The 20,713-nt window shown below is 68.5% G+C and carries 25 protein-coding genes and 1 other RNA gene; 10 read left to right on the plus strand and 16 right to left on the minus strand.

The features are described from left to right. Positions 1-16 precede the first annotated feature (16 nt). Positions 17-1,405, plus strand: coding sequence for an alpha/beta hydrolase (locus TU34_RS14045; RefSeq protein WP_238981312.1), 1,389 nt, complete (start codon positions 17-19; stop codon positions 1,403-1,405). A 69-nt stretch (positions 1,406-1,474) separates the two neighbouring features. Here the strand turns inward: TU34_RS14045 and TU34_RS14050 are convergent, their stop codons facing one another. Together TU34_RS14050 and ssrA are read right to left on the minus strand one after the other, a co-directional pair. Then, positions 1,475-2,323, minus strand: coding sequence for an aldo/keto reductase (locus TU34_RS14050; RefSeq protein ID WP_045823524.1), 849 nt, complete (start codon positions 2,321-2,323; stop codon positions 1,475-1,477). Between the two features lie 150 nt (positions 2,324-2,473). Next, positions 2,474-2,841, minus strand: a transfer-messenger RNA (tmRNA) gene (gene ssrA, locus TU34_RS22685). A 215-nt stretch (positions 2,842-3,056) separates the two neighbouring features. Between ssrA and TU34_RS14055 the strand changes: the two genes are divergently transcribed. After that, on the plus strand, positions 3,057-3,578 hold the full coding sequence (locus TU34_RS14055) for a GNAT family N-acetyltransferase (protein ID WP_045823525.1): 522 nt from the start codon (positions 3,057-3,059) through the stop codon (positions 3,576-3,578). A gap of 6 nt (positions 3,579-3,584) precedes the next feature. Here TU34_RS14055 and smpB read toward each other — a convergent pair whose 3' ends face one another. Further along, a complete protein-coding gene (gene smpB / locus TU34_RS14060; protein ID WP_045823588.1) occupies positions 3,585-4,064 on the minus strand; it encodes an SsrA-binding protein SmpB in 480 nt (159 codons plus the stop codon). Between the two features lie 106 nt (positions 4,065-4,170). On the opposite strand from smpB, the gene TU34_RS14065 reads away from it, so the two are divergent. Beyond that, positions 4,171-4,698 (plus strand): GNAT family N-acetyltransferase, encoded by a 528-nt coding sequence (locus TU34_RS14065; protein ID WP_203225462.1) that lies wholly within the window; start codon positions 4,171-4,173, stop codon positions 4,696-4,698. Here TU34_RS14065 and ftsX read toward each other — a convergent pair. The 6 genes from ftsX to TU34_RS14095 all read right to left on the minus strand — a co-directional run bounded on the left by ftsX (position 4,695) and on the right by TU34_RS14095 (position 9,345). Continuing rightward, on the minus strand, positions 4,695-5,600 hold the full coding sequence (ftsX, locus tag TU34_RS14070; protein ID WP_045823526.1) for a permease-like cell division protein FtsX: 906 nt from the start codon (positions 5,598-5,600) through the stop codon (positions 4,695-4,697). The two genes, TU34_RS14065 and ftsX, sit on opposite strands and share 4 nt — an antisense overlap. Then, positions 5,600-6,286 carry a cell division ATP-binding protein FtsE gene (gene ftsE / locus TU34_RS14075; RefSeq protein WP_045823527.1) on the minus strand — a complete coding sequence of 229 codons (687 nt, stop codon included), beginning with the start codon at positions 6,284-6,286 and terminating at the stop codon, positions 5,600-5,602. The genes ftsX and ftsE overlap by 1 nt, the downstream gene beginning before the upstream one ends. Positions 6,287-6,366: 80 nt before the next feature. Continuing rightward, the gene (locus TU34_RS14080) at positions 6,367-6,843 is read right to left on the minus strand and encodes an Rv3103c transmembrane domain-containing protein (RefSeq protein WP_045823528.1); all 477 of its coding nucleotides are present in this window, start codon (positions 6,841-6,843) and stop codon (positions 6,367-6,369) included. Beyond that, entirely contained in the window at positions 6,840-7,766 is a 927-nt protein-coding gene (locus tag TU34_RS14085) for a mechanosensitive ion channel family protein (RefSeq protein WP_045823590.1), read from the minus strand. Before TU34_RS14085 ends, TU34_RS14080 begins: the two co-directional genes overlap by 4 nt. Positions 7,767-7,774: 8 nt before the next feature. Then, a complete protein-coding gene (gene prfB / locus TU34_RS14090) occupies positions 7,775-8,890 on the minus strand; it encodes a peptide chain release factor 2 (protein WP_045823529.1) in 1,116 nt (371 codons plus the stop codon). Positions 8,891-8,964: 74 nt separating this feature from the next. After that, positions 8,965-9,345: a hypothetical protein gene (locus TU34_RS14095; RefSeq protein ID WP_045823530.1), complete on the minus strand. Its 381-nt coding sequence runs from the start codon at positions 9,343-9,345 to the stop codon at positions 8,965-8,967. A 96-nt stretch (positions 9,346-9,441) separates the two neighbouring features. Here TU34_RS14095 and hisN point away from each other — a divergent pair, with 96 nt between their 5' ends. Then, entirely contained in the window at positions 9,442-10,242 is an 801-nt protein-coding gene (gene hisN, locus TU34_RS14100; protein WP_045823531.1) for a histidinol-phosphatase, read from the plus strand. Here the strand turns inward: hisN and TU34_RS14105 are convergent. From TU34_RS14105 to TU34_RS14110, 3 genes are read right to left on the minus strand one after another with little or no spacing between them, the layout of a single operon-like run. Beyond that, complete coding sequence (locus TU34_RS14105; protein ID WP_052688938.1) at positions 10,235-10,708, minus strand: DUF2752 domain-containing protein; 474 nt, start codon at positions 10,706-10,708, stop codon at positions 10,235-10,237. The genes hisN and TU34_RS14105 overlap by 8 nt on opposite strands. After that, positions 10,708-10,821 (minus strand): TM2 domain-containing protein, encoded by a 114-nt coding sequence (locus TU34_RS24335; RefSeq protein ID WP_238981321.1) that lies wholly within the window; start codon positions 10,819-10,821, stop codon positions 10,708-10,710. The genes TU34_RS14105 and TU34_RS24335 overlap by 1 nt, the downstream gene beginning before the upstream one ends. After that, complete coding sequence (locus TU34_RS14110; protein ID WP_238981313.1) at positions 10,770-11,117, minus strand: DUF4339 domain-containing protein; 348 nt, start codon at positions 11,115-11,117, stop codon at positions 10,770-10,772. Before TU34_RS14110 ends, TU34_RS24335 begins: the two co-directional genes overlap by 52 nt. A 226-nt stretch (positions 11,118-11,343) precedes the next feature. Between TU34_RS14110 and TU34_RS14115 the strand changes: the two genes are divergently transcribed. Continuing rightward, on the plus strand, positions 11,344-12,711 hold the full coding sequence (locus TU34_RS14115) for an acyl-CoA dehydrogenase family protein (protein ID WP_045823532.1): 1,368 nt from the start codon (positions 11,344-11,346) through the stop codon (positions 12,709-12,711). 45 nt (positions 12,712-12,756) lie between these two features. Next, positions 12,757-13,974, plus strand: coding sequence for an acyl-CoA dehydrogenase family protein (locus tag TU34_RS14120; RefSeq protein WP_045823533.1), 1,218 nt, complete (start codon positions 12,757-12,759; stop codon positions 13,972-13,974). 114 nt (positions 13,975-14,088) lie between these two features. Here TU34_RS14120 and TU34_RS14125 read toward each other — a convergent pair whose 3' ends face one another. Then, positions 14,089-15,576 carry an MFS transporter gene (locus tag TU34_RS14125; RefSeq protein WP_065973601.1) on the minus strand — a complete coding sequence of 496 codons (1,488 nt, stop codon included), beginning with the start codon at positions 15,574-15,576 and terminating at the stop codon, positions 14,089-14,091. Between the two features lie 124 nt (positions 15,577-15,700). Between TU34_RS14125 and TU34_RS14130 the strand changes: the two genes are divergently transcribed. The 3 genes from TU34_RS14130 (at position 15,701) to TU34_RS14140 (ending at position 17,803) form a co-directional block, all read left to right on the plus strand. Next, on the plus strand, positions 15,701-16,270 hold the full coding sequence (locus tag TU34_RS14130) for a TetR/AcrR family transcriptional regulator (protein ID WP_065973605.1): 570 nt from the start codon (positions 15,701-15,703) through the stop codon (positions 16,268-16,270). A gap of 411 nt (positions 16,271-16,681) precedes the next feature. Next, positions 16,682-17,011, plus strand: a complete 330-nt coding sequence (locus tag TU34_RS14135) for a transglycosylase family protein (RefSeq protein WP_045823535.1) — start codon at positions 16,682-16,684, stop codon at positions 17,009-17,011. A gap of 195 nt (positions 17,012-17,206) precedes the next feature. Beyond that, the gene (locus TU34_RS14140; RefSeq protein ID WP_045823536.1) at positions 17,207-17,803 is read left to right on the plus strand and encodes a TetR/AcrR family transcriptional regulator; all 597 of its coding nucleotides are present in this window, start codon (positions 17,207-17,209) and stop codon (positions 17,801-17,803) included. Between the two features lie 30 nt (positions 17,804-17,833). Here TU34_RS14140 and TU34_RS14145 read toward each other — a convergent pair whose 3' ends face one another. Both TU34_RS14145 and TU34_RS14150 read right to left on the minus strand, forming a co-directional pair. After that, positions 17,834-18,292: a MaoC family dehydratase gene (locus TU34_RS14145; protein WP_045823537.1), complete on the minus strand. Its 459-nt coding sequence runs from the start codon at positions 18,290-18,292 to the stop codon at positions 17,834-17,836. A gap of 39 nt (positions 18,293-18,331) precedes the next feature. Next, on the minus strand, positions 18,332-19,057 hold the full coding sequence (locus tag TU34_RS14150) for a glycoside hydrolase family 25 protein (RefSeq protein WP_420835187.1): 726 nt from the start codon (positions 19,055-19,057) through the stop codon (positions 18,332-18,334). A gap of 78 nt (positions 19,058-19,135) precedes the next feature. Here TU34_RS14150 and TU34_RS14155 point away from each other — a divergent pair, with 78 nt between their 5' ends. Further along, positions 19,136-19,771, plus strand: coding sequence for a class I SAM-dependent methyltransferase (locus tag TU34_RS14155; RefSeq protein ID WP_045823538.1), 636 nt, complete (start codon positions 19,136-19,138; stop codon positions 19,769-19,771). Between the two features lie 13 nt (positions 19,772-19,784). Here TU34_RS14155 and TU34_RS14160 read toward each other — a convergent pair whose 3' ends face one another. After that, complete coding sequence (locus tag TU34_RS14160) at positions 19,785-20,648, minus strand: SDR family NAD(P)-dependent oxidoreductase (protein ID WP_045823539.1); 864 nt, start codon at positions 20,646-20,648, stop codon at positions 19,785-19,787. Positions 20,649-20,713: the final 65 nt, after the last annotated feature.

The following is a 20,713-nucleotide window of genomic DNA, read 5'->3' on the forward strand; positions in this document are numbered from 1 at the left end:
GTTGCATCATCATCAGGTGAGTTCTGTGGTCACCGTCGGCGCCGACCGTTCGGTGTCGGGTGGTCCGACCAGCGTGCTGGCGTGGTCGTACACCCCACCGGGGCACAGTTCGGGCCTCGTGATCCACCTGCTGTCGGGCTGGTTCCCGACCGTCGTCGAGGTCGTGACCGTGGCGGTCGTACTGGCCGCCATCGGGTGGCGGACCCGGCGGTGGCGTGTGTTGTGGGTGCCCGTCGCGGCTGCGGTCGGTGCGGTGGTCGCGGTGATCGTCTACGTGATCCTCGATGCTCGCGGCCTGTCGCCGGATTCGGCGCCGACGTTGTTCTGGGTGTGGACCGTGGTCGGGTCGGCGGTGGTGATCCTGACCATCGTCGGTATCCGGTCGGGTCGGTGGTGGCAGCACGTGTCGATGGCGTTCGCGATCGTGCTGGCGGTGTTCTGCCTGGCCCTGTCGGTCAATCAGTGGTCGGGCTACTACCCCACCCTCGATCGCGCGGTCGCCGGCCTCACCGCGCAGCCGCTGCCGAACGAGACGACGGTCGCGAAGCTCGTCACCTTCCGGAATCGACCGGAGACGGTGAAGAACGGGCGGGTGGTCGCCATCCGCACCCCGAGTGCGATCAGTCGGTTCCATCCCCGCACCGAGTACGTGTACCTGCCGCCGGCGTGGTTCACCGGCGCGACTCCCCCGGCCCTGCCCGCGGTGATCATGATCGGTGGCGTCGTGAACACCCCGCAGGACTGGGTGCGCAGCGGTGACGCCCTCGCCATCTCCGATGCCTATGCCCGCGACCACGGTGGTCGGGCGCCGATCCTCGTGCTGGTCGATCCGAGCGGGAACCTCACCACCGACACCGAGTGTGTCGACGGTCCGCGCGGCAACGTCGACACCCACATCACCGACGAGGTGCGCCCGTATGTCATCTCGCATTTCGGGGCGGCCTCGGCGGCACGGAACTGGGCGGTCGTCGGATGGTCGATGGGCGGGACCTGCGCGATCGATCTCGTGGTGCGCCACCCCGAGAAGTTCGCGACGTTCGTCGACATCTCCGGCGACATCGGTCCGAATGTCGGCAACAAACAGAGCACCATCAAGGCCCTCTACGGCGGCGACAGCCGGGCCTGGGACCGCTTCGACCCGGCCACGGTGATGCGCGCCCACGGTCGCTACACCGATGTCGCCGGATGGTTCCGCTCCGAGGGCCACCGCAGCAAAAAAGACGGCGCGATCGTCTCGAGCCAGGCCGAGGCTGCGCGAGAACTGTCGGCCATCGCCCGGTCGGTGGGCATCAGCACCTCCGAGCGCTACTCCGTCGGGCCGCACACATGGGCGTTCGGCGCGCAGTCGTTCGCCGAGGCGCTGCCCTGGCTGCACAACCGGATCGACCCCGGAACAGTGGGCTGATCCGGGGTCGATCGGTGGTGCGGGTCCTCTGACCTACAGGTCAGTCGGGGATGGGTCGGTCGGGGATGGTCAGTCGGGGATGTAATCGAACGTGTCGGGGTTGGGGCCGGTGCGGCCGTCCTCACCCTTGTCGAGTCCGTCGAGCTTCGCGATGTCGTCGGAGGTCAGCTCGAAGTCGAAGATGTCGAAGTTGTCCTTCACGCGCGACTCGGTGACCGACTTCGGGAACACGATGTTGTCGTGCTGCAGGTGCCACCGCAGGGTGACCTGGGCGGTCGACTTGCCGACGCGCTCGGCGATGGCGCTGATCGTGTCGTCGTCGAGCACCTTGCCCTGAGCGATCGGCGACCATGCCTCGGTCGCGATGCCGTGGTCGGCGCCGTACTTCCGAGCCTCGGTGTTCGCGAAGTACGGGTGCACCTCGATCTGGTTCACCGCGGGCACGACGTCGGTCTCGGCCGCGAGGCGGTCGAGGTGCGCGGGCTGGAAGTTCGAGACACCGATGGACTTGGCGCGCCCCTCCTTCTGGAACTCGATGAGGGTCTTCCAGGTGGTGACGAAGTCGCCGTCGTACTGCGTGGGCAGCGGCCAATGGATGAGGAACAGGTCGACGTGATCGAGGCCGAGCTTTGACAGGCTCTCGTCGAACGAGCGCTTCGCGTCGTCGGGACGGTGGAAGCCGTTGTTGAGCTTGGTCGTGACCCAGATGTCGTCGCGGGCGATGCCCGAGTCCTTGATGCCCTCGCCGACCTGCTTCTCGTTGCCGTACATCTGCGCCGTGTCGATGTGGCGGTAGCCGGTCTCGAGCGCGAGGCGGGTGGCCTTCGCGGTGTCGTCCGGCTCGATCTGGAACACACCGAACCCGAGCTGCGGGATGTGGCGTCCGTCGTTGAGGGCAATGGTCGGGACCGAGGTCATGAAGCGTCCTCCAGCAATTCGTTGCCCGCACGGATCTCGTGGGGCACGTGTGGTGCAACGCGCGCAACCGCCCGGGACATTCCACCGCGGTGTCGAACGCCGGTGCCGGAAATGCAGAACGGACCAGGACTGGTGTCCTGGTCCGTTCTGTGGTGGAGCTGCCGGGAATCGAACCCGGGTCCTTCGTCATGTCAGTAGGGCTTCTCCGTGTGCAGTTCGCTACGTCTCTACTCGGATCTCTCGGTCCCGCGAACAAGCCGAGATGACGATCCCAGTCGCTGTTGTTTGTCCCGTCCGACTCCGCGACCGAGCCGGACGGTGAGCCCCCTTGATGATGCCGGTACCCGGGGCGGGAGCACACCCGGGCCGACAGACCAGCACTCGCTCAGGCGGCGAGGGCGTAGTCGCGCTGATTGGAATCGGCGCTTAATTGGTTGCGATGACGCTCACGGTGGTCTCTCGCCTGCACCGACACGCTTCCCCTACTTAGATGAACCAAGTCGAAACCGTTCAGCCCCGTAGGTGTCCGCTCCTGACGCAGCGAACGCTTTATCCTAACAACCCGGAACGACGAATTCATTCCGATTTCACCGCCGGTCACGCTCGTCAGCCCCGCCTCGCGCGCCCACCGTTCGACCGCGCGCAGAGTTCGGCGCGCGGCTGAGCGCTCGGCGCGCGTTCGTGAGCGGAAAATCCCCTCGCCCGGGACGGGCCGTCCCGATACCGTCGCGTCGTGGTGATCAGGCCTCCGGACCCCGCCGAGCAGGCGAGCGCGCTGACCGTGATCGCGGCGGCGTTCGCCTCCGCGGCCTCCCCCGACTCCGAGCCGGCGGAGGTCGAACTCACCCGGCGTCTGCTCGTCGGGCCCGACGTCGTGGCCGGCCTGACCCTCGTGGCGGTCCGCCCCGACTCCGACATCGTCGGGGTGGTGGTCGGAACGCGGGCGCGCGTCGGCGATGTCGATGCGATCGGGCTCGGCCCTCTCGCGGTGAGGCCCGACGCCCAGTCGGCCGGCGTCGGCTCGGCGCTGGTGCACGCGGTGGTCACCGCGACCGACGCACTCGGATACCCGGTGGCCGCGCTGCTCGGCGATCCCGCCTACTACTCCCGCTTCGGATTCAGCGCCGCGGCCGACCTGGGCGTGGTGGCGCCGGATCCACGGTGGGGCGAGCATTTCCAGGCCCGTCGCCTGAGTGCGTGGACCGAAACGGCGGTGGGCACCTTCCGGTACGCCGCACCGTTCACCCAGATGTGACGGCTCTCAGCCGGGCATGCCCTTGACGCGGCGACCGAGTTCACGTGTGACCTCGCGTGCGGCGGTGCGCTCGGCGATGGCGCGGCGTTTGTCGTGGGCCTGCTTGCCCTGGGCGAGCGCGAGTTCGACCTTCACCTTGCCGTCGTTGAAGTACATCGACAGGGGAACCAGGGTCAGGTTGCCGGTCTGGATCTTGCCGGTGAGACCGTCTATCTCGCGTCGGTGCAGGAGGAGCTTGCGGTTGCGGCGCACCGCGTGGTTCGTCCACGACCCGTTGCCGTACTCGGCGATGTGCAGTCCACGCAGCCAGACCTCACCGTTGTCGATGGTCGCGAACGCGTCGACGAGCGAGGCCTTGCCCTCGCGCAGGCTCTTCACCTCGGTGCCGAGCAGCGCGACGCCCGCCTCATAGGTGTCGATGATCGAATAGTTGTGCCGCGCCTTACGATTCGTCGCGATGGCCTTGCGGCCCTTTTCCTTCGTCATCTCACCCACCTCTCGTCGTCGTGAACAGCCTTCCAGCCTACGGACACCGGCGCTGCGACGGTAATCGTTTTCGACTCGGCGGCGACGGCAGGAGACACTAACGCCCATGACCGAGCAGTCCATTCCCCGGGTCCCGCTGCCGACGATGCGCGCCGCCGTGGCCGACGATGCGCAGCCGATCGTCGATCTCCGCGATGATCTCGCTCGCTGGATCACCGCGGGCGGCATCCGACAGTGGGACGAGGGTGATCTGTCGCCGACCGAGGTCGGCGACGGCATCGCCCGCGGCGAGTGGCACGTGGCCGAGGTCGACCGACGGGTCGCGGCGTGCGTGCGGCTGGTCTGGTCGGATGCGGAGTTCTGGGGCGACGACGACGCGCCGGCGGGCTACGTCCACGGCCTCATGGTCGACCGCGCCCACGCCGGCCACGGATGGGGCCGGGCGATGGTCGAATGGTGCGTCGACCGCACCAGAGACGCCGGATACGACGTGATCCGCCTCGACACCGCCGCCCACAACCCGACGCTGGTGGCCTACTACCGGTCATTGGGCTTCGACCCGGTGCGCGAGACCGATCTGCCTGCTCGCTTCGGTCGCGACATGCGGGTGGTCCTGTTCGAACGGGCGATCTAGATCCGTACGTAGAAGCGCAGCGTCGCGTAGCCGGTGATGGTCGCGAGCCCGATTCCGGCGATCACCAGCCAGGGCGAGACGAACACGACGTCGCCGAGGGTGATGCGGGCGAGGATGTTGACGCCGTAGAGGTCGCCGAGTGCACGGTCGAAGAAGAGGATCTTCGCCCCGAACAGTCCGGCGACGGCGAGCAGCGACCCGACGAAGGCCGAGACCACGGCCTCCAGGAGGAACGGCAGCTGGGTGTACCACCGGGTCGCGCCGACGAGGCGCATGATGCCGACCTCGGTGCGCCGGGTGTACGCGGCCACCTGCACCATGTTGGCGATCAACAGGATCGCGGCGAGCGCGAGCACCAGCGCGATGGTGAAGGCGGCGTTGCGGGCACCGTCGAGCACGCTGAAGATCCGTTTGACGAGTTCTCGCTGGTCGAGCACCCCGTCGACCCCGTTGGCCGTCCGGAACTTGTCGAGGACTGCGCCGAACCGGTTCGGGTCGGACATGCGCACCTTGAACGACGCGGGCAGGGTGTTCTCGCGGATCATCGACGCGATGTCGGGACTGTTGGCGAAGGTCTTGGTCTTCGCGTCCCGGAACGCCGCGGCACGGTCGACGTACGACACCGACTCGACACCGGGTTCGTTCTCGATCTGCTTGCGCAGGCTCGCGCACGGATCGGCCCGGCATTCCGGGTCGGCGTCGGCGACGGTGTCGGAGATGAAGAACTGCATCTCGACGCGGTCGAGGAAGATGTCCTGGCTCTTGTCGGCCATCTGCACCACCAGGAGTCCCCCGCCGAACATGGCGAGGGTGATGGCGGTGGTGAGCATCATCGCCAACGTCATGGTGACGTTGCGGCGCAGACCGTTGAGGACCTCGCTGAGGATGAAGCTGGCGCGCATCAGCCGACCCCGTAGACGCCGCGCTGGTCGTCGCGCACGAGCCGGCCCATGTCGAACTCGAGGACCCGCCGACGCATGGCGTCGACGATGTGGCGGTCGTGGGTCGCCATCACCACGGTGGTGCCACGGCGGTTCACCCGGTCGAGCACGTCGACGATCTCCTCGCTGGTGGTCGGGTCGAGGTTTCCGGTCGGCTCGTCGGCCAGCAGCAGCAGCGGGCGGTTGACGATGGCTCGCGCGATGGCCACGCGCTGCATCTCGCCGCCGGACAGCTCGTAGGGCATGCGGTCGGCCTTGCCCGCGAGTCCGACGTACTCGAGGACCTCGGGGACCACGCGTTCGATGGTCGAGCGCGGTTTGCCGATCACCTCGAGAGCGAACGCCACGTTCGCGGCGACCGACTTCTGCTGGAGCAGCCGGAAGTCCTGGAAGACGCAGCCGATCGACTGGCGCAGCAGCGGCACCCGGCGACTGGGCAGCTTGTTGACGTGGAACTGGCCGACCTGGATGTCGCCGCTGGTGGGCTTGTCCTCCTTGAGCAGGAGCCGGAAGAAGGTCGACTTCCCCGATCCCGACGGGCCGATGAGGAAGGCGAATTCACCCTTGTCGACGTCGAGGGTCAGGCCCTGCAGGGCGGGTCGGCCGGAGGCCTTGTACTTCATCGTGACGTTGTCCAGGCTGATCACGGCGGCCAGTCTAGCCACAACAGTCACACCGACCCGGTGTCCCGCACCGTGCGGGCGTCGGGCGATCGGGGGCGTGCGGGTCAGCGCACCGCCGTGGTGGTCGGTGTCTGCCCGGGCAACACGAGGCCGGGGATGGTGGGCAGCTGGAAACCCGGTGTCGTGGTCGTCGTGGACGGCGACCCGTCGGTCGGCGACGTCTGCTGATCGCCGGTGGTCGACGAACTCGACGGCGCACTGCTCGACGATCGCGGCGTGCTGCGTGTCGTGGTGGGCTCGGTGTACTGCTGCGTCTCCTCGGTGGTGCGCGGCGCCGCTGTGCGGGTCGCCGACGCCGCGGCGGCTTCCTCGTCGAGCCGGCTGTAGTAGTCGGCGCGCTGGCCGTAGAGCAGCAACAGTCCCAGGAACACGAGGAGGAGGACCACGGTGCTCGTCCGCGCGCGACCACCGAAGAGGTGGCGCGGCACCCGCGACAGCAGCGTGCGACGGGGAGGCACGGCCGGGTCGGCCTTCGTCAGCGACACCTGCTGACCCGAGGTGTCGGAGCGCTTCTCGCTCATTCGCTGCCCTCCCGCTGCGTCGTGGAGACCATCGCGCCGGTCTCGATGCTCTCGCCGGGGGCGAGAGAGATGCCCGCCCGCCCGAAGGCCCGCACGATCCGGGCCCGCAGATCGCGACTCACCTCGAACTGTTTGCCCGGCAGGGTGCGCGCGACGATGCGCACGGTGACGCCGTCGACCTCCATCTCGGTGACGCCCATGGGCGTCGGCTCGTCGAGGAGCAGCGGCCGCATCCGGGGATCGGCGAACGCCTGCTGGCCGATCCGGTGGAGGATCTCGTTGACGCGGCTGATGTCGGCGCCCACCGGCAGCGGGATGTCGACCACCGACCGCGCCCAGTCCTTCGACAGGTTGGTGGCCTTCACGATCTGGCCGTTGGGGACGGTGATGACCTCGCCGTCGGCGGAGCGGATCTTGGTGATGCGCAACGTGACGTCCTCGACGGTGCCCTCCGCGGTCGCGACCGACCCGACGATGGTCAGTTCCACCACGTCACCGAAGCCGTACTGCTTCTCGGTGATGATGAAGAACCCGGCGAGCAGATCCTGCACCACGCGCTGCGCGCCGAAACCGAGCGCAGCGCCGAGGACCGTGGCCGGCGCGACGAATCCGGTGATGGGCACGCCGAGTGCGCGGATGATGTTGAACACCGCGATGACGTAGACGATCACGATGGCGACCCAGGAGATGACCTGGGCGACCGAGTGCCGGTGTTTCGCCGATTCGGAGCGGACGAGTTCGTCGCTCTCGGTGAACGACTGGTCGATCCGTCCGGTGATGCGGGCGGTGCCCCACTGGATGAACCGGGTCATGATCATCGCGCCGACGATGAACAGGGCGATCTGCACGCCCTGCAGCGACAGGAAGCGGATCAGTTTGTCGGTGCCTGCCGGGGTCGGGGCGGCGAGGAGAACTGTGTGCACCACGGCTCCTAGCTGTCCGCCGAGGCCATCCGCCACCGGATGCCCGACTCGATGAAACCGTCGAGATCGCCGTCGAGGACCGCGGTCGGGTTGTTGACCTCGTACTCGGTCCGCAGGTCCTTGACCATCTGGTACGGGTGCAGGACGTAGGAACGCATCTGGTTGCCCCAGCTGGAGCCGCCGTCGCCCTTGAGGGCATCCATCTCGGCGCGCTCCTCCTTGCGCTTGACCTCGAGCAGCTTGGCCTGCAACACCTTCATGGCGGCGACCTTGTTCTGCAGCTGACTCTTCTCGTTCTGACAGGTCACCACGATGCCGGTGGGGACGTGGGTCAGGCGTACCGCGGAGTCGGTGGTGTTGACCGACTGACCACCCGGACCCGACGACCGGTAGACGTCGACGCGCAGGTCGTTCTCGTCGATGTCGATGTGGTCGGTCGTCTCGACGACGGGGAGCACCTCCACCTCGGCGAAGGACGTCTGGCGCCGGCCCTGGTTGTCGAACGGGCTGATCCGCACGAGGCGGTGGGTGCCCATCTCGATCGAGAGGGTGCCGTACATGTAGGGGCCCTTGACCGCGAAGGTCGCGCTCTTGAGCCCGGCCTCCTCGGCGTAGGAGGTGTCGTAGACCTCGACGCCGTAGTCGTGCTTCTCGGCCCACCGGATGTACATGCGCATGAGCATCTCGGCCCAGTCCGCGGCGTCGACGCCACCTGCGCCCGAGCGGATGTTGACCAGGGCGTCGCGGGCGTCGTACTCGCCGGCGAGCATGGTCTTGACCTCCATCGCCTCGATGTCGGCGCGCAGCGAGGCGCGCTCGGCGTCGGCGTCGGCGAGGCCGGTGGTGCGGTCGTCGCCCTCCTCGTCCTCGGCGAGTTCGTACAGGACGGGCAGGTCGTCGAGTCGGCTGCGCAGCGCGGTGACCCGACGGAACTCACCCTGGGCGTGCGACAACTCGCTCGTCACCTGCTGGGCGTGTTCCTGGTTGTTCCACAGTTCGGGATCGGCCGCCTGGTGCTCGAGTTCGTCGATGCGGCGGGCGAGTTCCTCGAGATCGAGCACCTTCTCGACCGTGGTCAGGGTGGTGTCGAGGGAGTCGAGGTCGGTCTGTACGTCGGGTTGCACGGTTCACCAGGCTACGTGTTGGGCGGCGATGCCCCGCCCACAGCGGGGTGAGGGGCGCGGGGACGACTGGCGACTCACGCGGCGGGCGGGACCTCGAGGCTGCCGAATCGCCAGCTGGTGTCGGTCTTGCCGGGCTTGTAGACCACCGGCATGTCGGCACCGATCTGCGGCCACGGCGTCTTGCCGGTGACGACCATGTGTCCGTAGACGTTCGTGGGCGCGGTGTCGGGGCCGATGATCGTGCCCGAGACGGTGCAGTACATCTGGTCGTTGCGGTCGCCCTCGTCGGGACGGTCGCTCACACCGGTGACCGTCAGGGTGCCCTGGACGAAGCCGGCACCGACTCCCCCGCCGCCGAACAGACCACCGGTTCCGCCGGCGCGACCCCGTCGCCACTGGAGCACCATGAACGTGAGAAGCACCGCGAACATGACGAACAACACGACCGAGACCATCTGCGGGGTCCACCTCTCCTTCGTCCCACCGGCGCATCGCCGGTGGGGAGATTCGGACAATTCGCCTCGCCCGAACTGCCCAGTAGCCTACCGGGCATGGCATCGCACCCGTCTGATCTGCAGCTGGCCCTCGAGATGGCCGACCGCGCCGACGCGATCACCGCGGCCCGTTTCGGTGCACTGGATCTACAGGTCTCGGACAAACCCGATCTGACGCCGGTGTCGGACGCCGATCTCGCGGTGGAGACCGACGTGCGCGCCGTCCTCGCCGAGCGTCGACCCGACGACGCCGTGCTGGGCGAGGAATTCGGCGGCGCGGTCCGTCTCGCGGGTCGACAGTGGGTGGTCGACCCGATCGACGGGACAAAGAACTTCGTCCGCGGCGTCCCGGTGTGGGCCACGCTCATCAGCCTGCTCGTCGACGGCCGACCCGTACTCGGGGTGGTGTCGGCTCCGGCGCTGCACCGACGGTGGTGGGCGGCCGAGGGCGAGGGCGCGTTCGCGACGGTCGGCGCCGGTGAGCCGCGGCGACTCGCGGTGTCGGGGGTGGCCGAGATCGGCGCGTCGAGCCTGGCGTTCTCGAGCTTGAGCGGGTGGGCCGATCGCGGCGCCCGCGACAGGTTCATCGCCCTCACCGATGCGGTGTGGCGGGTCCGCGGCTACGGCGACTTCTTCAACTACTGCCTGGTGGCCGAGGGCGCGGTCGACGTGGCGGCCGAGCCGGAGGTGTCCCTGTGGGATCTCGCGGCGCTCGATGTGCTGGTCCGCGAGGCGGGCGGGATGTTCACCGACCTCACCGGCGCGCCGGGACCGCACGGTGGCAGCGCGGTGGCCACGAACGGCCTGCTGCACCACGCGGTGATCGACGCCCTCGGTGTCACCGCACCGGTCACGTGACGGGCGGGAACCAGCCGGTGCCCATGCCCGCGTCGATCGCGCGCGCCACGCCGTAGGCGATCCAGAGCCCGGCGACGAGCCACACCACCGGATGGCGCGCGACCCCGGCGACCCGCCCGATGCGCGCGGGTCCGGCGGATGCGACCGCGAGGGTGAGCACGATCATCGCGGCGACGAACGCCATGCTGATCGGTCCGAAGTCGTTGTAGGAGAACGCCGTCGCGACATCGCCGTGGCCGAGCGCGATCCAACTCCGCGTGAGGCCGCATCCGGGGCAGGGCAGACCGGTGACCACGCGGAACGGGCACAGCACCGGACCCGACGTGCTCATCGACCGCGGCAGCGCCACGGCGGCGACGATCGACCCCGCACCGACGGCGGCCGCGATCTGCACCGACACCCTCGCGCCGACACCGTCGTCGCCCTCGGCGGACCGACGGGTGGGCGCAGTGGTCGGCGCGGACATCACCGCAGCGGGACGCCGTTCGAGTCGGGCACCTTGCGCAGGATGATCAGGATGAAATCGATCAGCGACCACACGCCGAGTCCACCACAGGTGATGAGCTTGAGGATGCCCAGACCGGTGTAGCCCAGCCAGAAGCGGTCGATGCCCAGGGACCGAGGAAGAAGGAGATGAGGACGGTGGTGAGCCAGTCCTTGTCGGAGAACAGTCCCGGCACCTGCGAGACGGGGAACCACGAACTGGTGGTGGTGCGCACCTGCATCTCCGGCTTGAGCTGGCCGGTGCGGGTGAGGTTCTGCAGGTCGAAGTAGGTCATCGGACCCTGCTCCTGACCGAGGATCGCGGCGTAGAAGGTGTCGTTCTGGGGGCCCGACGGCGGCTGCATCGGGGTACCCATGGGTGGTTGCGTCATGCGCAACAGACTAGGTCACACAACCCGGCAAAACGGCCTGGACGACACAATGGATCCCACCCAGATCAGCGACGTCGCGGAAATGGGTGGTGACATCTTCCTTACCGGTCGGTAAGGTACATCTTACTGCCGAGTAAGATCGGCATCGCCGCAAGTCGGAGCCCTCGGGCCACCCGACACTGCGTCGTCCAGCCCTGAACATCGACCACGAAACTGTAGGTGCGAAATGTCTACTCACACTGAGCCGCGCGACACCTCCGCGGTGGGCAAGAACGCCCCTAAGACGAACGCGATCGGCGCCGCGATGCGGTTCCTGACCGTTCTCACCGGATCGGACATCGCCGAGCGCTTCGGCCTCCGCGAGCCGATCAACCGCGTCGCCTACCAGGGCACCAAGAGCGGATTCCAGACCCTCGGCGCGGCCAGCCGCGCGTTCAAGACCGTGCAGGGCGGTGGCTCGCCGAAGCGCCTGAGCACCCCGGGCAAGGACTACTTCAACATCGCCCCGGACGACGAGCAGAAGATGATCGCCGACACCGCTCGCGAGTTCTCCGAGGAGATCCTGCGCCCGGCCGCGCACGACGCCGACGAGGCCGCCACCGCGCCCGAGGAGCTGTTGACCCGGTTCGCCGAGCTCGGCATCACCACCATCAACGTGCCCGAGGAGTTCGACGGCGCGGCCAGCGAGCGCGGCGTGGTCACCAACGGCCTGGTCGCCGAGGCGATGGCCTACGGCGACATGGGGCTGGCCATCCCGCTCCTCGCACCGAGCGGTGTCGCGACCACGCTGACGCAGTACGGCAGCGACGCGCAGCAGAAGACCTTCCTCCCCGACTACGCCGGTGAGAACGTCCCGCAGTCGTCGGTGATCATCGCCGAGCCCCGCGCTCTGTTCGACGCCTTCGACATCAAGACCAAGGCGACCCGCGCGCCCAGCGGCTACAAGCTCGACGGCGTGAAGTCGTTCGTGCCCGCCGCCGGGTCGTCGGAGCTGTTCATCATCGGCGCGAACCTCGACGGCCGCCCGGCGCTGTTCCTCGTGGAGGCCGACTCCGAGGGCCTCATCGTCGAGGCCGATCCCGGCATGGGAGTGCGTGCGGCCGGAATGGGTCGCGTCGTGCTCAACAACGTGTCGGTCCCCAAGTCGGCTCTGCTCGGCGAGGAAGAGGGCGACGCGGCGTTCGCGGCCTACCGCGACGTGGTCCGGTTGTCCCGCCTCGGCTGGTCGTCGCTGGCCGTCGGCACCTCGCAGGCCGTGCTCGACTACGTGGTCCCCTACGTCAACGACCGTGTCGCCTTCGGGGAGCCGGTCTCCAACCGTCAGGGTGTCGCGTTCCCCGTCGCCGTGATGGCCACCGAGCTCGACGCACTGCGCCTGGTCACCCAGCGCGGCACCTCGCGCGCCGAGCAGGGACTGTCCTACGCCCGTGAGGCGGCACTCGCCCGGAAGCTGGTGTCCGACAAGGGCATGCAGATCGGTTCCGACGGCGTGCAGCTCCTCGGTGGACACGGCTTCACCAAGGAGCACCCCGTCGAGCGGTGGTACCGCGACCTGCGCGCGGCCTCCATCGGCGAGGGCATCGTCGTCCTGTAACCGTCCCGACTCCCCCAACGACTTCTTCCTCGAAAAGAGAAAACAATGGCAATCAATCTCGAACTGCCCAAGAAGCTCCTGGTGACCGTCGACCAGGCGCACCAGGCGGCGGCGAACATCTTCCGGCCCGTCTCGCGCAAGTACGACCTGCGCGAACACGATTACCCCATCGAGCTCGACACGTTGGCCAGCCTGTACGACGGTCTCACCGAGACCGGTCAGGCCGGTGCGGGCGCCGACGGCGGACGCAAGCAGCCGCAGAAGGAGCTGCCCGAGGGCGCCGTCGCCAACGGCGGCAACATGGCGGCCTGCCTCAACGTCCTCGAGACGTCCTGGGGTGACGTGGGTCTGGTGCTCAGCATGCCGTACCAGGGTCTCGGCAACGCCGCGATCTCGGCGGTCGCGACCGACGAGCAGCTCGAGAGCTTCGGCAAGGTGTGGGCCGCCATGGCCATCACCGAGCCCGGCTTCGGCTCCGACTCCGCCGCCGTGTCGACGACGGCCGTGCTCGACGGCGACGAGTACGTCATCAACGGCGAGAAGATCTATGTGACCGCCGGCTCGCGCGCCACCCACATCGTGGTGTGGGCGACGGTGGACAAGAGTGCCGGTCGCGCCGCGATAAAGAGCTTCGTGGTGCCGCGTGAGCACCCGGGTGTCACCATCGAGCGTCTCGAGCACAAGCTCGGCATCAAGGTCTCCGACACCGCGCAGATCCGGTTCGAGAACTGCCGCATCCCCAAGGAGAACCTGCTCGGTTCGCCCGAGGTGGACACCAAGAAGGGGTTCGGCGGCGTCATGCAGACGTTCGACAACACCCGTCCGATGGTGGCCGCGATGGCGGTGGGTGTCACCCGCGCCGCGCTCGAGGAGATCCGTCGTCTGCTCGAGGAGGCGGGTGTCGAGATCGACTACGACAAGCCCGCGCAGTCGCAGCACGCCGCGGCGGCGGAGTTCATCCGCCTCGAGTCCGATTTCGAGGGGGCGTATCTGCTGATGCTGCGCGCCGCCTGGATGGCCGACAACAAGGAGCCGAACTCCAAGGAGGCGTCGATGTCGAAGGCGAAGGCCGGACGCACCGTCGTCGACGTGACCACCCGCGCGGTGGAGCTGGCCGGCACCTTGGGCTACTCCGAGCACCTACTGTTGGAGAAGTGGGCCCGCGACTCGAAGATCCTCGACATCTTCGAGGGCACCCAGCAGATCCAGAACCTCGTCATCGCGCGTCGTGTGCTCAACAAGACCAGCGCCGAGCTGAAGTGAGGACGTGCTGTCACCGCTGCCGGTGACAGCAGCAGAGGGGCCCGGACACGCCGAGGGGTGCGTCCGGGCCCTTCTTCGTCTGCGCGCGAGGCGATCACACGCCCACGCGTCGGGTCAGCCGACCTCGACCGGCGTCGCGATCGGTTCGGGCGCGTTGTCGGCGGAGCGCTGACGCCGCTCCCCCTGCGTGAGGGCCATCAGCACCATCCCGGCGCCCAGCAGGATCGCCGAGGCCCAGAACGTCTGCTGCACACCGGCGGTGAAGGCGTGCAACGGTGTGCCTCCGGCCGCCGCACTCGCCGACCCGAACACCGTCACCAGGACCGCGAGGCCCAGCGTGCCGCCGAGTTGCTGCATCGCGTTGACCATGCCCGAGGCCGCGCCGGCATCGGCCGGGGCCACCCCGCGCAGCGCCGCGGTGGTCAGCGACAGGAACGACGTCCCGCCGCCGAGGCCGATGAGGATCATCGGGCCGATCAGCTCGAGGTAGCTCGACCCCTGGTGGATCTGGGTCAGCCACAGCATCCCGGCGATCGCCAGACCGAAGCCCACCATCAGCAGTGCCCGCCCCGAGAACCGCACCGATGCGTACCGCGCCGAGAACTGGGTCGCGGCGAAGGTCGACGCGGTCATCGGCAGATACGCCAGACCGGTCTGCAGCGGGCCGTAGTGCAGCACGTCCTGCAGGAACTGCGTGAGGAAGAACATCATCCCCATGAAGCCCGCGACCATGACCAGACGTCCGGCGTACGACGCCGAGCGCGGCACGCTGGCGAACAGACGCAGAGGTGTGATCGGTTGGGCGGCCCGACGTTCGGCGACGACGAAGGCGCCCAGCAGGGCGACGCCCACGATCAGGGAGACGAGGGTGACCGCGTCCGACCACCCCTTCTCCGCGGCGTTGACCAGGCCGTAGACGACCATGCCGATCCCGACCGTCGAGTAGAGCGCACCCTGCAGGTCGAACGGCTTGCGCGAACGCTCGGTGGCGGGCAGGGACAGCGCGCCGGCGATGAGCACGACGATGCCGATCGGCACGTTGACGAACAGCACCCAGCGCCAGTTCAACCACTGGGTGAGCGCACCACCGAGCACGAGGCCGATCGAGAAGCCGCCGATGGAGACGGCGGTGAACAGCCCCAGGGCCCGATTGCGTTCCCGCCCTTCGGGGAACCGCGTCATGAGCAGCGCGAGGGCCGCAGGCGCGGCGACCGCGGCGCCCACGCCCTGCGCCGCCCGGGCCACCAGGAGCGCGACACCGTCGACGGCGAACCCGCCGGCCATCGAGGCGACGACGAACAGCGCGAGCCCGCCGAGGAAGGTGCGGCGGCGTCCGAGGATGTCGCCCATGCGGGCCCCCAACAGCAGGAGCCCACCGAAGGTCAGGGTGTACGCGTTGAGCACCCACGACAGCGATGTCGACGAGAAGCCCAGTGCGCGTTGAATGTCGGGGAGTGCGACGTTGACGATGGTCGCATCGACGACCACCATCAGCTGGCACCCCAGCACGCTGATGAGCACCAGCGTGCCGAGGTGGCGGGACAGTGCGCCGGGCATCCGGCCCGATGGGGCCGGGGAACGGCGAACAGAGGGAATGGACATGTGTGGTCTCCCTAGAGGGTCGGAGTACACTCGAGCGCGAAACGGAAGCTTCCTCCGGATACGATACGGAGGCTCCCTCCGTTTTGCAACACCTCATGCTGCCCGCATCGACAAGGAGGTCGGAGTGACGAAGGCGACCCCGGCCGTCTCCCGCGCCCCCCGCGCCGACGCCGTCCGCAATCGCGACAAGCTGGTCGCCGCGGCACGTGCACTGTTCGCCGAGGGTGGTGTCGACACACCGCTCGAGCGCGTGGCCGCCGACGCCGGTGTCGGGATCGGCACCCTGTACCGCAACTTCCCCAGTCGCCAGTCGCTGATCGAGGCCGTCTACCGCAGTCAGTCCGAGGAGATCGTCGCCAACGGCAAGCAGTTCGGGGAGACCATGGCTCCCGACGACGCGCTGGTCGCCGTCTTCGACGAGTACCTCCGCACGGCGGCGTCCAAGCGCGGGATGAAAGAGGTGATCCTCGCCGAGCTCGGTGCCGACGCCCCGGTGTTCGTCGACTCCCGCGCCATGATCGAGACGATCCTGGTCGCGGGACAGGAGCAGGGTCTGTTCCGTGACGACGTGACCGCCGATCAGGTCTTCCGGCTCATCGGCGGACTGTCGATGACCTGTCACGTCAACGGCGACATCGCCGACAGTCGCCCGCTCGTCCGCGTGGTCATCGACGGGCTCCGTCGCACGCGCTGAGCCTCGGATCGACAGGCTCGCGACCGTCGCCGACGCCGTTCCAGACCCTCGGTCGGGACGTGTCCCCGTTCACATGAACACGGTGTTCCTCGTCACGAGAACACCCGGCTGGGCACCCGTCCACCCCCTTTCCGACACGCCGAGATGACCTGCTCCGACGACGGCCCGACGGCGTCGCGAGCCCCGTCTCGCGGACCCCCACCACCAGGCTTCTCGATGTGACCGCACGCCGTGTCGGTTTGTAGCGTCGCCTCCGGTTCGAGATCGAGTGCTCTCGTCGCCCTGCGATGACGGCCTGCCGAGCAGACCTGCAGTCGATCTCGACGACCGCCCGAGCGAGTCCACGGGCGGGAGAGAACACCCAGCGCCGCGCACACCGACATCTCGACCGCGGCGCGTTGAGGAGAAACCATGAGCACGACCATCCGCACCCTGACCCTGCGTGCAGGAGTCACCGGCGTCCTGGCCGCTGCATCGTTCGGCCTGATGGCCGGCACCGCGTCCGCCGAGGGCGGGCACAAATGGGACGCGGTCGCCGCCTGCGAGAGCGGCGGCAACTGGGCGATCAACACCGGTAACGGCTACTCCGGGGGCCTGCAGTTCACCCAGAGCACCTGGGAGGCCAACGGTGGCAGCGGCAGCCCGGCGGCCGCCAGCCGCGAGGAGCAGATCCGCGTCGCGGAGAACGTCCTCGCCTCGCAGGGACCGGGCGCGTGGCCGGTCTGCGGCAGCAACCTCTGATCCGAGGAACCGACGCCCGAACGGGCGACACGGGAACCCGGCTTCGCGCGCGGAGCCGGGTTCCTGCGTGTGTGGGGCAGAATGTGTGCAAGTGAGCAGTTCCCGGCGCACACTGTGGATCGATATTGATTCCTTAGATATTGTCAACGTGGACCGCAGTCCACATCGGATTGCGTGAGGGTGAGGGATCGACAGATGAACACAGGCCGTTCCACGGTCGCGCGGGGTACCGGCCGCGATGTATTGCTCGAAGCCACGTTGCGGTTGATCGGCGAGCGGGGTCTCCACGCGATCACGCTGCGCGAGGTCGCGGCGGCGGCGGGCCTGTCGCTGGGGTCGACCACGTATCACTTCGCCGACCGCGACGCCCTGCTCATCGCGGCCCTGTCGCGCTTCGCCGACTCGGTCGTCGAGCAGTGCGACACCGCGCTGGCCCGGCCCGAGCTCGACACCATGACGCCGCGCGAACTGATGGCCGCGGTGTTCGCCGATTTCAGCGCCTCGTACTGCGAGCCGAACCGGATGCTGGCGCAACTCGAGATGTACACCGAGTCGGCGCGCAACCCGACCGTCGCCGCGATCTCGGACCGCTGCATGGCCGCCTACCGGCGTCTGCTGGTCCGCGCGTTCGCCGCAGCCGGTCTGCCCGACGCCGAGACCGACGCGCGCATCGCGCACGTGATGGTCTACGCCGACGGTCTCGCACTGCAGAGCGCCGCGAAGGGCACCCCCTGCGAATTGCAGGCGGATGCACCGGCGGTCATCTGGGCGCTCGCGACCGCCTCCATCTGATCGGGGGCCGCGCCGCAGGGCGCGAGACGGTCAGAAGGCGACGCGGGTGATGGTCTCGGCCACCAACGACGGCTTCGGGGCGTCGCGTACGGTCAGCGTCTGCGTGACCACCATCTCGACCATCCCGTCCTTCGTGGCCTGCGCCGAGGTCAGCACCGCGGTCAGGGAGACCTCGGAGCCGACCGGCACCGGAGCCGGGAAGCGCACCTTGTTCGAGCCGTAGTTGATACCCAGCTTCGCATTCTCGATGCTGTAGAGCTGCCACGCCAGCATCGGCACCAGCGACAGCGTGAGGTAGCCGTGGGCGATCGGCCCACCGAACGGGCTCTCCGCCTTCGCGCGCTCGACGTCGACATGGATCCACTGGTGGTCGCCGGTCGCCTCGGCGAACTGGTTCACCCGTTCCTGGGTGATCGTCAACCAGTCGGTGGTGCCCAGGGTCTCCCCTGCCGCACCGAGGATGTCGTCTGCTGATGTGAACACTCGCATGGGGCAAACCTACCGCCGCGACCGCAGGGCGACCGGTGATCAGCTGTTCGCGTAGGCGCGCAGCGGGCCCTGCGAACCGCTGTACCGGTTCATGTCGGTGCGTCCCGGGATCCCGGGGACCGACGCACTGCTCGTGTACTGCCAGAACGCCCACCGGGTCCAGCCCCCGGGCAGCGGCCCGGGCGCCGAGCGGCCGTTGTAGTCGGCGATCCACAGCGGGTAGCCGCGGAAGGCGTTCGTGTCGGCCATCGCGGTGCGCCAGAAGTTCGGATAGGTGTAGATGATCGGCATCCGGCCCGTCAGCAGGCGGACGGTGTCGAGGTACTGCTGCGTCCATGCGATGAGCGCGCCGGGCCCCAGGCCGCCGGTCTTCTCCAGGTCGAGCACGGGTGGCAGGTCGCCGTATCCGTTGATGCCGAGGGTCACCGTGGCGAACAGAGCCGCCTGCGGCGCGGCGGGCAGAGCGGGGTCGGCGTAGTGGTACGACCCGCGGGCGACGCCGGCCAGCCGCATGCCGATCGAGTCGGGGACGAAGTACGGGTTGACGTAGCTCAGTCCCTCGGTGGCCTTGACCATGGCCATGTCCTGCCCCGACGCCTTCACTGCGAACCAACTGATGAGGGTGCCGTTGACGTGCTGCCACGACGACACGTCAGGGCCGGTGTCGGCGGCCGCCACCGCCGCGGGTGCCGCCGCGACCATCGCCGTCGCCACAGAAATCGTCGCGACACACCGTCGCAGTCGTTGACTTCGCATCACTCGCATGCTGTGACGGTAGGGCATGAAGTGGCTCGAGGTACAGGTGTGACCCTCGGGCGGTCGCGTTCTCAGTAGGGTGACGGGATGGACGAGGACTTCTGGAACGCCCGGTACGACGAGGACGATCGCGTGTGGAGCGGCGATCCGAACGGCGCCCTGGTCGACGAGATGACCGACGTGGCGCCCGGCCGCGCACTCGATCTGGGCAGCGGTGAGGGCGACGACGCGCGTTGGCTCGCCGCCCGCGGGTGGGAGGTCACGGCGGTGGACATCTCGAGCGTCGCCATCGACCGGGCACGCGCACTGGGCGCGGCCGGCTCCATCACATGGGAGCGGCGCGACGTCGCCGTCGACGGTCCGCCGTCCGGCCCGTTCGATCTGGTGTCGATGCAGTACTTCCCGATGATGCGGGTCGAGGGCGACGGGCCGATGCGCGCCCTACTCGACGTCGTCGCTCCCGGCGGCACCCTGCTGTGGGTCGCACACGACATGACCGACATCCACCGCCACCAGGCCGAGCACGCCGCGAACGCGACCGACGACGAACCCCGTTGGCGTGGTCCCGATCTCGACAGCATCTACCACACCGATCACGTCGTGGCCCTTCTCGGCGACGAATGGGCAGTGGTGCGCAACGAGTTACGGCCGCGTAGACACAGTGGCGTCGGCGGCGGGGCCCATCACGTGAACGACGTGGTGCTGCGGGCCGCGCGCGCCTGACCCGGCGTATCGATCAGCCGAGCGGATTGGATCCCGGTGTCGCGGCCGACATGTCGGTGACGGTGGACCACTGCGCTCGCAGGTCGTCGACCGAGGGCGGGGTGTCGAAGTGCACGCCCGCGTTGTGGAAGATCTGCGCACGGGCGACCTGCCCACCGCCGACTTCGAAGATCGACCCGGTGTCGGTGCACTCCTCGCTCATCAGGTGCGCGACGACCGGTGCGACGAAAGCCGGGGAGAGCTTCTCGAGCATCTCCGCGGGCGCGATGTCCTCGGTCATGCGCGTGGCAGCAAGCGGCGCAACCGCGTTGGCGGTGATCGAGTACTTGGCGCCCTCGACGGCAAGGGTGTTGATCAGTCCGACCAGTCCGAGTTTCGCGGCGCCGTAGTTGGCCTGCCCGAAGTTGCCGTAGAGACCGCTGGTCGAGGTGGCGACCACGACGCGCCCGAAGCGCTGCTCTCGGAAGTGCGGCCACGCCGCGCGAGTCACGTTGTACCCGCCGTAGAGGTGGACCTTGATGACGGCGTCGAAGTTCTCGTCGCTCATCTTGTGGAACGAGCCGTCGCGCAGGATGCCCGCGTTGTTCACGACGCCATGGATGGCGCCGTAGGTGTCGAGTGCGGTCTGCACAAGCGCCTGCGCGCCCTCGGCGGTGGCGACGGAGTCGTAGTTGGCGACGGCGCGGCCACCGGCGTCGGTGATCTCGGAGACGACGGTGTCGGCCATGGCCGAACCGCTGCCGGACCCGTCGCGGGCTCCGCCGAGGTCGTTGACCACCACCAGCGCACCCTCGGCGGCGAGCAGCGTCGCGTACTCACGCCCCAGCCCACCTCCGGCGCCGGTCACCACGACCACCCGATCCTCGACTCCACTCACTGTTCGCTCCTTCCCTCGCCCGACATGTCGTCGCGACGTGTCTACCACCCGAGGTGACCGGCGAC

The sequence above is a fragment of the Williamsia herbipolensis genome (assembly GCF_000964005.1).
In the GTDB taxonomy this organism is placed as follows: domain Bacteria; phylum Actinomycetota; class Actinomycetes; order Mycobacteriales; family Mycobacteriaceae; genus Williamsia_A; species Williamsia_A herbipolensis.